We start from the raw sequence: 13777 nt of genomic DNA, 5'->3' as shown, positions 1-13777 counted from the left end.
GTGATCTCCTTGTGAGATTCGAGGGGTAGGGTCGATCCGTTGATGGCGCGCTTCGGGAGCTATCGCTCTGGCTTCATCGCTCAGGGCGCCGGTGGCGAGCCGTGGGGAAATCATCGCTGGAGCAACTGATGCAAGCATTAGCTGAACGTCTCAACGAACACGCCGATCGTCTCAACTGCGCTGCGAGCTTCGATGTGCTGGGTGATGTGTTGTCGGGGCTTCGGGCGCGGGGGAGTGTGTTCTTTCGCTCGCAGCTGGCGGCGCCATGGGGTATTTCCGTAGCGAAGTCAACGACCCCGCTGTTGCACCTCGTGCGCAGTGGCGATTGCCATGTGGGGCGAGGTGGCAATGTGGGTCCCCTCAAGCTTCAGGCGGACGAGGTGGTGGCGTTTCCGCGCGGGGGTGCTCACTGGATTGCCGATCGGCCGGGGCGCACCCTGTTGTCCAGTGAGGCGGTCGTGGAGGCCTGCGTGTTGGGTGCGCCCGCGTTTCAGCACGGCGAGCGAACCCATGAGCTCATCTGCGCCAACGTGCAGTTCGATGGCGATGTGCAGCATCCCCTGCTCGACTCCCTGCCGACGATGCTCCACGTGGGGGCGGGCGATCAGAAATGTTCGTCCATGAGGATGCTGGCCTCACTCATCGAGGAGGAACTCGACGGCACCGGTCGCGGGGCGAACGTGATGGTCGATCGCCTGGTCGAACTCATGTTCCATCAGTTGCTGGAGGAGCACCTTCGGCGCGCACCCGAGGTGAGTGGGTTCTTTCACGCGCTGCGTGAGCCGCGCCTCGCCCGCGCCCTGGGGCTGATGCACCGCCACCTGGCGGCGCCCTGGTCCTTGGAGAGCCTGGCCCAGCGCGCCGGCGCGTCGCGGGCCACCCTTGCGCGCCATTTCAAGCAGGTGCTCGGCATGGCACCGATGGACTACCTCACCCTGTGGCGCCTGGAGCGCTCGCGGGAACTGCTCGAGAATTCGCGTTTCTCCCTCGACCGGGTAGCCGAGGAGGTGGGCTACGGGTCCTCCCAGTCCTTCGCCCGCGCCTTCCGCCGGCGTTATGGCCATCCGCCCGGCGAACTGCGCCGCACCACGAGCTGATCGGTGCTCACACGCGAGGAGTAGACGGCCTCGCGGCGCTATAATGCGCGCCCTCAATCGGTGTCATGAATTACTAGGGGGTGCTGCTGTGTCAGCCGCTTTTCTGCAGTCGCTCGGGGAACAGACCGAAGCGCTGAAGGGTGAGGGTCTATTCAAGGCGGAGCGCCTGATCGACGGCCCCCAGCAGGCCGATATCGACGTGCGCGAGGGCGGCGACGCGCCTTCCCACGTCATCAACCTGTGCGCCAACAACTACCTCGGCCTGGCCAACCATCCCGAGGTGATTGCCGCGGCGCATCGCGCACTCGACGAGTACGGCTTCGGCATGGCCTCCGTGCGCTTCATCTGCGGCACGCAGACCATCCACAAGGAGCTCGAGGCCCGCATCAGTGCGTTCCTGGGCACGGAGGACACGATCCTCTACCCCTCATGCTTCGACGCCAACGGCGGCCTGTTCGAAACCATCCTCGGGCCCAGTGATGCGGTGATCAGCGATCAGCTGAATCACGCCAGCATCATCGACGGCATCCGCCTCTCCAAGGCGCGCCGCTTGCGCTACAAGCACGACGACATGGCCGACCTCGCCACCCAGCTCACAGACGCGGCCGACGCGGACAACCGCCTCATCGTGACCGACGGCGTGTTCTCCATGGACGGCACCATCGCCAACCTGGGCGCCATCTGCGACCTCGCCGACCAGCACGACGCCATGGTGATGATCGACGATTGCCACTCGACCGGGTTCCTCGGCGCGACCGGTCGCGGCACCCACGAGTACTGCGATGTGATGGGCCGCATCGACATCATCACGGGCACCTTGGGCAAAGCCCTCGGCGGCGCGTCCGGCGGGTTCACCTCCGGGCGCAAGGAAGTGATCGGCTGGCTGCGTCAGCGCTCGCGGCCCTACCTGTTCTCGAACTCCGTGGCGCCGCCGATCGTCGCCGCGTCCATCGCCGTGCTCGACCTCCTCGAGCGCGACGACGGTCTGCGCGAAACCCTGGCGAGCAACGCCGAGTACTTCCGCGCCCGCATGACCGAGCGCGGCTTCACCCTGAAGCCCGGCGAGCACCCGATCATCCCCGTGATGCTGGGCGATGCGAAGCTCGCCAGTGACATGGCCGATCGGCTCCTCGCCAAGGGCGTGTACGTGATCGGCTTCTCCTTCCCGGTGGTGCCGAAGGGCGAAGCGCGCATCCGCACGCAGATGTCCGCTGGCCTGACCCGCGCGCACCTGGATACGGCGGTGGAGGCGTTTACGGAGGTGGGGCGCGAACTAGGAGTGATCTCCTAATGAAAGCCTTGGTCAAGGCGAAGGCCGAGCGGGGCATCTGGCTCGAAGATGTCGCTCGCCCGCCGGTCGGGCACAACGACGTGCTGATCCGCGTCAAACGCACGGCGATCTGCGGCACGGACATCCACATCTTTCAGTGGGACGATTGGGCGCGCCAGACCATCCCCGTTCCCTTGGCGGTGGGCCACGAGTTCTCCGGCGAGATCGTCGACATGGGCAGCGAGGTGCGCGGCTTCGACGTGGGTGACCGGGTGTCGGCCGAGGGGCACATCACTTGCGGCGTGTGCCGCAACTGCCGCGCCGGGCGACGCCACCTGTGCATCAACACCGAGGGCGTGGGCGTGAACCGCGCCGGGGCCTTCGCCGAGTACCTGGCGGTGCCGGCCTTCAACGTGTTCAAGCTGCCCGAGGCGATCACCGACGACCTGGCGGCGATCCTCGATCCCCTCGGTAACGCCACGCACACGGCGCTCTCCTTCGATCTCGTGGGAGAGGACGTGCTGATCACCGGCGCCGGGCCGATCGGCATCATGGCCGTCGCCATCGCGCGCTACGCGGGTGCCCGCCACGTGGTGATCACCGACATTAACCCCTACCGCCTGGAGCTCGCCCGCAAGCTCGGCGCCACCCTCGCCGTGGATGCGCGCAGCACGTCTCTCGACGAGGTCATGCGCGAGCTGGGCATGACCGAGGGCTTCGACGTAGGCATGGAGATGTCCGGCAACGCCCACGCCCTGCGCGATCTCCTGCGCGTCATGCACCACGGCGGCAGCGTGGCTCTGCTGGGCATCCCGCCGGACGACACGGCCATCGACTGGAACCAGGTGATCTTCAAGGGTCTGGTGTTGAAGGGTATCTACGGCCGGGAGATGTTCGAGACCTGGTACAAGATGGCGAGCATGCTGCAGAGTGGCCTCGACGTCTCGCCGATCATCACCCACCACTTCCCCGTGGACGACTACGAGGAGGCCTTCGCCCTCATGGAGTCGGGCCAGTCCGGCAAAGTCATCCTGGACTGGGCGTGAAGCTGGTGCGGATCGCGCTCCGCGCCCTTGCCTTGGCCGGCGCAGGGGCCCTGCTTCTGCTCGGGACGGGGTGCGGGGAGCGCGGCAGCGAAGAGGAGGCAGCGGCAGCCCCGCCCGTGGGGCGCACCCTCGAGGCGATTCAAGCGAGCGGCGAGCTGCGGGTGGTGACGCGCAACGCGCCGACCATCTACTACCTCGATCGCGACGAACAGCCCGCCGGCCCCGACTACGAACTCGTCGCCGCCTTCGCCGAGCATCTCGGCGTGGCGGTCACGTTGTTGGTGCGCGATACGCCGGCCGCCGTGCTCGACGCCCTGGCCGCCGGCGACGCTGATCTGGCCGCAGCTGGTCTCACGCAGACGGCCGCACGGGCGCAGCAGTTTCGGGCCGGGCCTACCTATCAGGAAATTTCGCAACAGGTGGTATGCCATCGCGATCGACGCCGCCTGAATAAGGTCGAGGACCTGGTGGGCGCAGAACTCGTGGTGTCCGCCGGCTCCGCCTATGCCGACACGCTGCAAGGCTTGGTCGCCCAGTTCCCGGCGCTGACCTATCGCGAGGAGGCACGGGGCACGGAGCAGCTGCTCGCCGCGGTCGCCGAGAAGGAGATCGAGTGCACGGTGGCGGACTCGCACATCGCCGCGATCAACCGCCGCTACCATCCCACCCTGCGCCGCCAGTTCAAGCTGACCACCGACGACGCCCTCGTCTGGTGGGTGAATCAGAGCAATGAGGCCGACCTGGTCCCCGCTCTGCAGGCATGGTTCGCCGAGCCGGCCACGGGGGACCGCCTAGAGGCGGTGCTCGAGCGCCACTACGCTTACGCGGAGCTGTTTGACTTCGTCGAGTTGCGCGCCTTCCAGCGGCGCCTGGAGCGACGCTATCCCAAGTACGCCGAGCTGTTCGCCGCGGCGGGCGAGACCTACGACCTGGCCCCCTCACTGCTCGCCGCCCAGGCCTACCAGGAGTCTCACTGGGACCCCAAGGCCAAGAGCCCCACGGGCGTGCGAGGGTTGATGATGATGACCCTGCCCACCGCCAAAGCCATGGGCGTGACCGACCGCCTGGATCCCGCGCAGAGCATCGAAGGCGGCGCTAAGTACCTGGCGCGTATGCGAGATCGCTTTCGCGAGGACATCCCCGAGCCGGACCGCACCTACCTGGCCCTGGCTGCCTACAACATCGGCCGCGCCCACATGCACGACGCCCAGTCCCTCACGCGGGAGCGCGGTGGCGACCCCGGTCGCTGGGACGATGTACGCGAGGTTCTGCCCCTGCTGGCCGACCAGAGCGTCTACCGATCGCTCAAGTACGGCTACGCCCGCGGCACCGAACCCGTGCGCTACGTCCAGCGGATCCGCAACTACGAGGACATCCTGCGCGCCTCCCTGGGCAGCGAGGCGGAAATCACCCCGTCGGGGCCTTGATTTGGCCGGGCGACGTCGGCACAATTCGCAGTCCTTTCGAGACGGGCGTCCGCCCGCTCGGTCGGCAGCGCGCCCGTAGCTCAGTTGGATAGAGTACCTGGCTACGAACTAGGGGGTCGGAGGTTCGAATCCTTCCGGGCGCGCCATCTTCAGATTCCCACCTGTCAGCTCCTCCAAAACCCTGAAGGGTAAGGCGGTTTCGGGGGTTCGAAGTCCTCGGCCACGGTCAAATACTAATTTCTCGATAAACGCGAGCTTTAGCACGGTTTGTCTCGCCTCCAAGCTATTGGAATCCCAGAGTTTTGGGATTGACGAGGAACGCCAAAGGAGTTCTAAGCGCCTCGTTACGATCCACATGCGGCTTGCCGATCTTCTTCTGAAGCACGATCCGTTCCTCTTGTAGCTTCTGACCTTGCCTTCGTAGGCCCTAGCGACTAGGTCGACTCGCGTATCGGCGATGCGGTCCAGGCGTGCTTCGACTTCCCTGTCTATTCCCCCAAGCTGTTTCCGTAGGGCTGCCTTCCTGAGCGCTAGCCAACTTCGAGTCCCAGATCTCACTGAACACCACCCTCGCCAAAGCGAAAAGCTGTTCTGGGGGACATGCTCTTCTGTCTTGCCATCCAGATGATCCTGGTTCGTCCGGTACACCTCGAGTACATCGAGGCGTTCTGTAATCGGGTACGTAGGCGATCAGCGATTGGATAAGTTAGTCCAATGCGGCATGAAGGGTGGTGCTACGCAGAACTTGCGCCGTTGGGGTATCCACTGCCTGTGGGTATGGCTAGCTCGGTCGCCCCGGATAGACTAACAAGTCCACTGTCCTGGCGATCCGAGCGCAGCTGGCCAATGACCCATCTCTGCCACTTTTCGAAGCTGCTGCAACGCGCAATCGCTCTCAACATACGGTGTTTCGGGCCATTGGGCAGCATAAGTCATCACGCACGAATAGGATCTGTCGAGGTTTCGTTGGGTTGTCTCTCAAATCTCTGCGCCGAAGGTGAGGGCGAATCTCCGTTCCGACTTTTCAATAGGTAGTTTCCGAGAGCGCTTGGGCCAGAAGGACCGAATAACTTAGATCGCCTAACAGTGGGTGCCAACCAATCGCGTTGAGAGGTGATCATGAAAACGCTGCCTGCTCTTAGTCTGCTGCTGTTCTCCAGCTTGGCCCTCGCTGCCGGTGAGTCCACTGGACCTGTGTTTGTCCTTGAGTTTACCGATGGAACCGTTCTAGAGAGACCGTTGAATCAGTCTCGACATCCCGTAGCCGAACGAATAGACGAGGGCGAACCGGTGCTCACGTTTGACACCGAGATCATCGTTCTATCGGATTCCGGCCGCCGTGACCTGGTGGTAGTCAGGCGTGGTCAGAGGGTCGGTATCGGAATTGAGTTCAATCCGCTCGATACGCTTGGCGTACCGTTCGAAGAGCTGATTGGGCGCGAATTGCTCCTGAAGGTAATCGCCCCGCGGCTCGGGTTCCAGTACGACATCCCGTTCCTGATCACAGAGGATTTTTCGGGACTCATGTCAATTCGCGCTTCCTACACGGTGCCGGAGGACGCTGAGGTGGGCTCCTTTGGGATCGCCGCGCGGAACGGTATTGAAGGCTATGTGTCTCTTAATGCCCGTGCTAGAGAGATACGGTTCGTCGTTGAGTAGCGCTGTCTACGGCTGGAATCTTGGTGAAGGGTGTGGTGCAAAGGCACAAGGAAGGACGGAAATCCCGGCCATCGCTACGGCAGTTTGGCTGATGCGGAGGCCGCCTGCGGGCCGGGGCGGCTTGACCCGGTCTAGTGCTGATACTCGATCGTCGTTTCGCTCATGTGGACGCCGTAGGACGACCCAAGCCGAAGCTGCTGATGTCGCACGAGGGGAGTTCACCAAGCAGGCGCTGCGCCACCGCCTCGCCGATCGCCGGCGCAAACTTGAAGCCATGACCCGAGAAGCCGCTGCAGACGTAGATGCGCTTCGCACCAGCAGGGGCCCAGTCCAGGATGAAATCTTCCGATACCGTGCAGGTGTACAGGCAGCTACGCGAGCTCAGGTGGCGCCCGAGGCGCGGAAGATGTTGGCGTGCGAACTCGGCCGTTGCGGCTACCTCGCTGGCAGTCACGTCCATCCGTCGATCGTCCGCGTGCGCGGGCGGCTCGCGCACGAAGTGATCACCGACCTTAACGCCCAGTTTGTCGATGCGCGGGAAGCCGTAGTAGAAGGTGTTCGCCCGCGCGTCGTTGACGCCGAACGGGCGGAAGCTCGCGTCCTCGCCGAAGTGCTTCGGATCGCCGTCGAACCAGTGCGATAGCTGGCGGTGCGGCTGGACGCGATCGCCCACGCCCGGCAGTAGATCGCCCACCCACGCGCCGGCGCAGACGACAGCGCGGGCTGCGCGAATCTCCTCGCCGCTTCGCAATCCGATCGAGACGCCATCGGCAACTTCTTGGCAATGCGCTACATCACCCAGTCGAACCGATAGGTGGATAGTGGCCTTGCCGAGCGCCAACATCGCGCGCACTGCCGCCTCCGCGTACAGGTAGCCACCCTCGTCTTCGATCAGCATCGTCCAGTCCGGCGATACCTCGAGCTCAGGCATCTCGGTGGCTCGCGCAGGGCCGTCGATCTCGCGTACCCGCACATCGTGGGCCGCGGCGGCTGCCCGTACGCCTGCGATCAGCGGGCTGTATTCCTGACCCACGTAGACCACCCCGGACTGGCGAAACACGGCTTGTCCCGTCCGTTTTTCCAGCGCTCGCCAGAGGCGGATCGAGCGCCGTACGAGGGGCACGTAGTGCTCGCCTTCCGCGTAGGCGACGCGCAGCAGGCGGGTTTGGCCGTGGGAGCTACCGAAGGTGTGCGGGGCAGGGTGGCGGTCGAGGATCAGCGTGCGTTGGCCACGCTCGGCGCACTGCCAGGCGACCGCCGCGCCGATGACACCGCTGCCGATGACGGCGATGTCGTAGTGGGTGGCGGGCATCAGGTGGGCATAGGGAGCTCGCCGAGCCTATTGGGCTTTCTCATGGGAATAGAGAAAGTCCACCATCGCCGGCAGAAACTCAGAAGTGAACGCGGGCACGTGGCCGCCAGCGGTCAAGGTCCAAAGTGCGGCGGCACCGCCCGCATCGCAGTTCGGATAAGCCTGCAGGGTCGTCTCCTCGCCAGCGCCGCCGGTGGTGAAGTCTCGCTGCTCCTCCGCGGTGTCCGGCACCAGATCGCATCCGTTCAGCACGGCCCAGCTGTACGCGCTGAAACGGGCGCTCGGGTAGCACCCTAGGCCCGCCAGGCAGCCGCCGTTGTAGAGGATGGTGAAGTCCGCGGTGCCGTGGATTTGCAGGGCGGCTACGGGCTCCGAGGGCGTGCAATTGGCACCAGGATCGGCCCAGGTGGCGCCGGCGATGCCCGCGATGGCGGCGATGCGATCCGCGTGGTCACAGGCCATGCGGTGGGACATGAAGCCGCCGTTCGAATGGCCGGTCACGTAGATGCGGCCTTCATCGATGGCAAAGCGCTGGGCGAGCGTGTCGATGACGCGGCGCAGGTAAGCGCTGTCGTTGCTCTCGCCGAAGTACTGGCAGCAGGCGGGCGTCGCATTCCAGAAGCGATTGCCGAATACATCAACGCGGCCGTTGGGTTTGATCAGAATGAACCCGCGACGATCCGCCTCCGCCGTGAAGCCGAGGTAGATGTCCGTGAGCAGGGCGCTGGAGCCGTAGCCGTGCAACATCATGACGAGAGGCAGCGGCTCTTCCGACTCGATCTGCGGCGGCAGGTGCACGGCCTCCGGACCACGCCCGAAGTCGATGAAGATGTCTTGCTGGGCAAAAGTGACTGGTGCGGCGAGCGTGAGGCCGATCGCCATCGCCATGATCAGGCGGATGGTGTTCTTCATGAACTTCAACATAAGCGTTCCCTCGCAGGCTGTGGTCACTATCGTCTCACACGCTCGCGCGCGAGGTCGCTATCGATCGCGGTTCTCCGTGCCGAGGCCCGCCGTGATGAACAGGGCGCTGACGGGGCCATCGACATCGGCGGTGTGCCATACGCCGGGCGGGTTGATCGCGTACTCCCCGGCGCTTAAGCCTACGCGCTCGATACGATCTCCGAATTCTTGGAGCAAGGTCATGGTGCCTGCCAGCACCATCACCAGTTCGTCCCCGTGAGGGTGAATCTCCCAGGTATCCCAGGACGTGTCGAAGTGATGCACCGTGACCAATCGGCCCTCGACGCCTTCCTCGCCATGGCGTTCGCCGTAGCCCTGATACCAGCTCATGCCATCGAAGGCGGGCTGGGGCACGATGCGGGCGCCAACGCCTAGGTGAACCGGGTACTGATCGAGTCGCTGCTTGGTCATCTAACTGCCTCCGTCCTTGATGGTTAGGCCCGTGTGGCGAGCGGTGAAGGCGTACACATCGGCCAACTCCTCGATTTGCATCCACATCGGTTTGCCGGCGCCGTGGCCAGCGCGGGTCTCGATGCGAATGAGGGTGGGCGCCTTGCCGCCCTGGGCGGCCTGCAGACGTGCTGCGAACTTGAATGAGTGCCCTGGGACCACGCGGTCATCCGTATCCGCCGTCGTCACGAGGGTGGCGGGGTATTCGGTGCCGTCCACGAGGTTATGGTAGGGCGAGTAGTCGCGCAGGTACTCGAACATCTCCTTCGAATCGTTGGCCGAGCCGTAGTCGTCGGTCCAGTAGCGCCCGGCGGTGAAGGCATCGAAGCGCAGCATGTCCATGACCCCGACCGCGGGCAAGGCAACGGCGAAGAGCGCCGGCTGCTGGGTCATCACTGCGCCCACCAGGAGGCCGCCGTTGGAGCCGCCCTGCACCGCGAGGCGATCGGCGCGCGTGTAGCCCTTGGCAATCAGGTGTTCGGCGGCGCACAGGCAGTCGTCGAAGACGTTTTGCTTGTTGAGCTTCTTGCCGCCCTCGTGCCAGTCGCGGCCGTACTCGCCGCCGCCGCGCAGGTTGGCCACCACGTAGATGCCACCTAGTTCGAGCCAGGCGATGCGACTGATACTGAAGTTAGGTTGCAGGGGGATGTTGAAGCCGCCGTAGCCGTAGAGGATGGCGGCGTGGTCACCATCGAGGGTGATGTCACGGCGGCGGGTGATGAACATCGGCACCTCGGTGCCGTCCTTCGAGGTGTAGAACACCTGCTCGGTGAGGTAGGCGTCCGGGTCGATGTCCACGTCGGGGCGAAAGTGCAGGGTGCTCTCGCCGCTGACCAGGTCGTAGTGGTAGACCGACGGTGGCACGGCAAAGCTGGAGAAGCCGAACCAGGTGCCCGTATCACCGGGCTTACCTTCGAAGCCGTGCGCCGTGCCTACGCCGGGCAATTCCAGGGTGCGTACATGACGGCCGTCGGCCGCGTAGACCTCCACCTGCGACTTCACATCGCGCATGTAGCTGCAGATGAGTTGGTTGCCGACGGCGCTCACCTGCTCCAGCACCGCATCGGACTCGGGCACGATCTCGCGCCAGTGTTCTGGCGCAGGGTGGGCGACATCCATGGCGATGACGCGCCCGCGCGGGGCGTCGTGATTGGTGCGCAGGTAGAGGGTGGGGCCGTCGTTGTCGACGTAGCTGAAGCTGTACTCGAAGCTGTCGACCAGCGGGATGGGCGCGGCGTAGGGGTGCTGCAGATCCTTCACGTAGAGCCGGTAGCGATCGTCCGTGCCGACGCTGATGTAGATCAGCAGATAGCGGCCGTCTTCGGTCACCTCTGTGGCGTAATTCCAGTCTTCGTGCTCGGGGCGCCAGTACACCTCCACATCGTCCTGCTGGGTGCTGCCCAGGCGGTGGTACATGATGCGGTTGTTGAGGTTCAGGCCCGTGAACTCATCGCCCTCACGCGGATCGTCGTACTTGCTGTAGAAGAAGCCTTCGTTGTTCTTCTCCCAGCTGATGCCGGTGAACTTCAAGCGCTGTAGCTCGTCGGGCAAATCATGGTTAGTCGCCAGATCACGCACGCGCCAGGTGCGCCAGTCGCTGCCGCCTTGCTGGATGGCGTAGGCGGCGTAGCGGCCGTCGCTGCTCACGCTCACACCGCCGAGCGCATCGGTGCCGTCCTCGCTCCAATCGTTGGGATCGAAGAGCGTCGTCCAGGGCCCGTCGACGCTCGGCGCGGTGTAGAGCACGGCGTGGTTCTGCAGGCCGTCGTTGCGGTACTGGAACCAACGCTTGCCCACGCGGTGGGGCACGCTGCGGCGTTCGAAGTTCCACAGGGTGGTCAGGCGTTCCGCCAAGGCCTTGCGCCCTGGCAGCTTGGCCAGGTACTTGGTGGTGACGGCGTTTTGCGCTTCCACCCAGTCGCGCACCTCGGGTGCGTTGCGCACGTCCTGTTCGAGCCAGCGGTAGGGGTCGGCGACCGCCTCGCCGAAGTACTCGTCGACCTGGTCGACGGTCTTGCTCTTGGGATACTTCAAGGGGGGGCTCCGCTGCGGGCCTTCGAGATCTCGTATTCTATCGTTTCAGGTAGGCGCGCACGGTGGAGGCGACAGCCCTTGCGAGGATGGACTCAGCGATGTGACACGGCCCCTTGGGGTGCGCTGGTCTTCGCGTGGCTGCTGTTGATCGGGGCTCCGCTCGCCCGTGCGGGCGAGGCGCCGGTGCGCGTCGCCGTGGCGGCGAACTTCCGCGCAGTGCTCGAAGATCTCGCCGCGGACTACCAGCGGACGCACGCGGGTGTGCGCATCGATGTGATCAGTGGTTCGACGGGAAAGCTCTTCGCACAGATCGTCGCCGGGGCGCCCTTCGATCTTTTCCTGGCCGCGGACCAGGAACGCCCGCAGCGCCTGGTCGCAACGGGGCAGGTGGCACAGGGTATGCGCCACACCTACGCGGTCGGCCGCTTGGTGCTGTGGGATCCACGCGCGGCACGCGTGGACGGCCCGGCTCGTCTGCGGGCGGGCGGCTTTCGGCGCCTGGCGCTCGCCAATCCGGACCTGGCCCCCTACGGCGCCGCGGCGCAGGCGGTGCTGCGCGAGCTCGAACTCGAGCAGGCCCTCGAGGGGCGCCTAGTGTTCGCTGAGAACGTCGCTCAGGCCTTTGCCTTCGTGCGTTCGGGCAACGCGGCCGTGGGGTTCGTCGCCCTGTCCCAGCTGCGCACGCTGCCGCCCTCGGTGATCGGCGCCTATTGGGAGCCGGCACTGCCTGAGGCGCTCGCCATTCGCCAGGACATGGTGCTCCTGGCGCGGGCCGAGGGGAATGAGGGCGCGCAGGCCTTCTACGCGTTCCTGCGCAGCGACGCCGCTCGCGCGCAGATCGAGGCGGCTGGTTATCGTCTGCCGCCTAGTCGTTGAGGTAGGCGAACACCTCGGAGATCACCACCGACCCTTCGCCCACGGCGGAGGCGACGCGTTTCACAGAGCCGGAGCGCACGTCGCCGACGGCGAACACCCCGGGCTCGGACGTTGCGAAGCTGCTGCTAGCACCCGCGGCGGCGCCGGTGAGCACGAAGCCCTTCTCATCCATGGCCACAGCACCGGAGAGCCACGCCGTGTTCGGGGCAGCGCCGACCATGATGAACAGGCCGCAGGCGGGGATGTGACGGGTCTCATCTGAGTCGCGGCGCGAGACCGTGACCGCCTCCAGCGAGTCCTCACCGTGGAGCTCGGTGACCTGCGTGCCGAAGTGAATCGTGATGGCTGGATCCTCCTCCAGGCGCGACAGCAGGTAGTCCGACATGGAGTCCGCCAAGCTGTTGCTGCGCACGAGCACGTGCACGTGGGTGGCGTAGCGCGAGAGGAACATGGCGGCTTGGCCCGCCGAGTTGCCGCCGCCGATCACCACCGCGTCCGATTCCCGGCAGAAGCGTGCTTCGAGATCCGTCGCCGCGTAGTACACGCCGGCACCTTCCAGATCCGTCAGGCGATCGAGGGGGAGCTTGCGGTACTGCACGCCGGTGGCGACTACTACGGCGCGCGCACACACGTCCGCGCCGTCGGCGAGCTTCACGCGAAAGCTGCCGTCCTCCTGGCGCACGAGGGCGCTGGCCCGGCGGGGCATCGCGAAGCGCGTGCCGAACTTCATCGCTTGCACCTCCCCGCGCCAGCACAGATCAGCGCCGGAGATGCCGGTGGGGAAACCCATGTAGTTCTCGATCCGCGACGAGGTGCCCGCCTGCCCCCCAACGGTGAGGTCTTCCAGCACCAAGGCGCTGAGTCCTTCCGCTCCCGCGTAGACGCCGGCCGCCACGCCGCCCGGGCCGCCGCCGACGATGATCACGTCGAACTGGCGCGCCTCGCCGATCGCCATGTCGAGGCCGAACAGGGCTGCGATCTTCGCGGGCGTGGGTTCTTCGATCACCCGCTGCTTACCGAAGATGACGCACGGCTCCTCCTGACACAGGCCTTGGGCGCAGGCGGACATCTCCTTGCTCGCGGCCGGGGAGTTCAGGCTGAGCGAGCGCACGGGGATGCGATTGCGCAGGGCGAAGGCGCCGATCTCCCGAATCGTTTTGCTAGCTTCAGCGCCGATCAGCACCAAGCCGGCATCGTTGCTCTCGAGCAGGCGCCGATGACGGGCCGCGAAGACGGTCACGACGATGTCGCTCATCTCCGGGATCTGGCTCATGAGCGAGAGCATCGCTTCGCGCGGCACCTCGAGGATCTTGCTCGGCTCCACCGTGCGCGTGCCGAGCATGGAGCTGCCACCGTGCAGGAAGGAGATCTCGCCAGCGAACTGGGTGGGGCCGAGGGTGGCGTCCGCGTAGCGTTCGCCGCTGATCGCGTCGACGGCCTCGACTCGCCCTTCGAGTACGTAGCGGAAGGTGTCGGCAGGTTCGCCGAAGCTGCTCAGGGTGGCGCCGGCGGGGTAGTCGCGCACCACCCCCACTTCGCGCATCCGCGCCACGTGTGTTTCGTGCAGCGGTGTGCGAATCATGGTTCTGAGGTCGGCGGCGAGGCTCTCCATGGCGGGCTCCTGGCATTAGGTCCGAGGCGAG

The 13777-nt window shown here is 65.4% G+C and carries 11 protein-coding genes and 1 tRNA gene; 7 read left to right on the top strand and 5 right to left on the bottom strand.

Annotation, left to right across the window (positions count from 1 at the left end):
- Positions 1 to 128 precede the first annotated feature (128 nt).
- The 6 genes from AAF184_00955 to AAF184_00930 all read left to right on the top strand — a co-directional run bounded on the left by AAF184_00955 (position 129) and on the right by AAF184_00930 (position 6499).
- The gene (locus AAF184_00955) at positions 129 to 1097 is read left to right on the top strand and encodes a cupin domain-containing protein (GenBank protein MEO0420874.1); all 969 of its coding nucleotides are present in this window, start codon (positions 129 to 131) and stop codon (positions 1095 to 1097) included.
- 88 nt (positions 1098 to 1185) lie between these two features.
- Positions 1186 to 2388 carry a glycine C-acetyltransferase gene (kbl, locus tag AAF184_00950; GenBank protein ID MEO0420873.1) on the top strand — a complete coding sequence of 401 codons (1203 nt, stop codon included), beginning with the start codon at positions 1186 to 1188 and terminating at the stop codon, positions 2386 to 2388.
- Positions 2388 to 3413, top strand: coding sequence for an L-threonine 3-dehydrogenase (gene tdh / locus AAF184_00945; GenBank protein ID MEO0420872.1), 1026 nt, complete (start codon positions 2388 to 2390; stop codon positions 3411 to 3413). The genes kbl and tdh overlap by 1 nt, the downstream gene beginning before the upstream one ends.
- Entirely contained in the window at positions 3410 to 4840 is a 1431-nt protein-coding gene (mltF, locus tag AAF184_00940; GenBank protein MEO0420871.1) for a membrane-bound lytic murein transglycosylase MltF, read from the top strand. Before tdh ends, mltF begins: the two co-directional genes overlap by 4 nt.
- Before the next feature lie 69 nt (positions 4841 to 4909).
- Positions 4910 to 4986 (top strand) — tRNA-Arg (locus AAF184_00935).
- A 973-nt stretch (positions 4987 to 5959) separates the two neighbouring features.
- Positions 5960 to 6499 carry a hypothetical protein gene (locus AAF184_00930; protein MEO0420870.1) on the top strand — a complete coding sequence of 180 codons (540 nt, stop codon included), beginning with the start codon at positions 5960 to 5962 and terminating at the stop codon, positions 6497 to 6499.
- A gap of 160 nt (positions 6500 to 6659) precedes the next feature.
- Here the strand turns inward: AAF184_00930 and solA are convergent, their stop codons facing one another.
- The 4 genes from solA to AAF184_00910 are packed head-to-tail and all read right to left on the bottom strand — an operon-like array spanning position 6660 to position 11258.
- Entirely contained in the window at positions 6660 to 7811 is a 1152-nt protein-coding gene (gene solA, locus AAF184_00925; protein MEO0420869.1) for an N-methyl-L-tryptophan oxidase, read from the bottom strand.
- Positions 7812 to 7838: 27 nt separating this feature from the next.
- Positions 7839 to 8735 carry a PHB depolymerase family esterase gene (locus AAF184_00920; GenBank protein ID MEO0420868.1) on the bottom strand — a complete coding sequence of 299 codons (897 nt, stop codon included), beginning with the start codon at positions 8733 to 8735 and terminating at the stop codon, positions 7839 to 7841.
- 57 nt (positions 8736 to 8792) lie between these two features.
- Entirely contained in the window at positions 8793 to 9185 is a 393-nt protein-coding gene (locus tag AAF184_00915) for a cupin domain-containing protein (GenBank protein MEO0420867.1), read from the bottom strand.
- Positions 9186 to 11258, bottom strand: coding sequence for a prolyl oligopeptidase family serine peptidase (locus AAF184_00910; protein MEO0420866.1), 2073 nt, complete (start codon positions 11256 to 11258; stop codon positions 9186 to 9188). It lies immediately after the preceding gene.
- Positions 11259 to 11336: 78 nt separating this feature from the next.
- Between AAF184_00910 and modA the strand changes: the two genes are divergently transcribed.
- Entirely contained in the window at positions 11337 to 12134 is a 798-nt protein-coding gene (gene modA, locus AAF184_00905) for a molybdate ABC transporter substrate-binding protein (GenBank protein MEO0420865.1), read from the top strand.
- On the opposite strand, the gene AAF184_00900 is transcribed toward modA, so the two are convergent.
- A complete protein-coding gene (locus AAF184_00900) occupies positions 12124 to 13746 on the bottom strand; it encodes an FAD-dependent oxidoreductase (protein MEO0420864.1) in 1623 nt (540 codons plus the stop codon). The two genes, modA and AAF184_00900, sit on opposite strands and share 11 nt — an antisense overlap.
- Positions 13747 to 13777: the final 31 nt, after the last annotated feature.

Source organism: Pseudomonadota bacterium (assembly GCA_039815145.1).
Classification (GTDB): Bacteria; Pseudomonadota; Gammaproteobacteria; order Steroidobacterales; family JBCBZW01; genus JBCBZW01.
The sequence above is the reverse complement of the archived record's forward strand: the minus strand, read 5'-3'. Positions and strand labels throughout refer to the sequence as shown.

What these genes read in the sequence shown, in the direction of transcription:
- AAF184_00930 (MEO0420870.1), top strand. Translation starts at nt 5,960, where the DNA reads ATGAAAACGCTGCCTGCTCTTAGTCTGCTGCTGTTCTCCAGCTTGGCC.
- tdh (MEO0420872.1), top strand. Translation starts at nt 2,388, where the DNA reads ATGAAAGCCTTGGTCAAGGCGAAGGCCGAGCGGGGCATCTGGCTCGAA.
- AAF184_00900 (MEO0420864.1), bottom strand. Translation starts at nt 13,746, where the DNA reads ATGGAGAGCCTCGCCGCCGACCTCAGAACCATGATTCGCACACCGCTG.
- solA (MEO0420869.1), bottom strand. Translation starts at nt 7,811, where the DNA reads ATGCCCGCCACCCACTACGACATCGCCGTCATCGGCAGCGGTGTCATC.
- AAF184_00915 (MEO0420867.1), bottom strand. Translation starts at nt 9,185, where the DNA reads ATGACCAAGCAGCGACTCGATCAGTACCCGGTTCACCTAGGCGTTGGC.
- AAF184_00955 (MEO0420874.1), top strand. Translation starts at nt 129, where the DNA reads ATGCAAGCATTAGCTGAACGTCTCAACGAACACGCCGATCGTCTCAAC.
- AAF184_00920 (MEO0420868.1), bottom strand. Translation starts at nt 8,735, where the DNA reads ATGTTGAAGTTCATGAAGAACACCATCCGCCTGATCATGGCGATGGCG.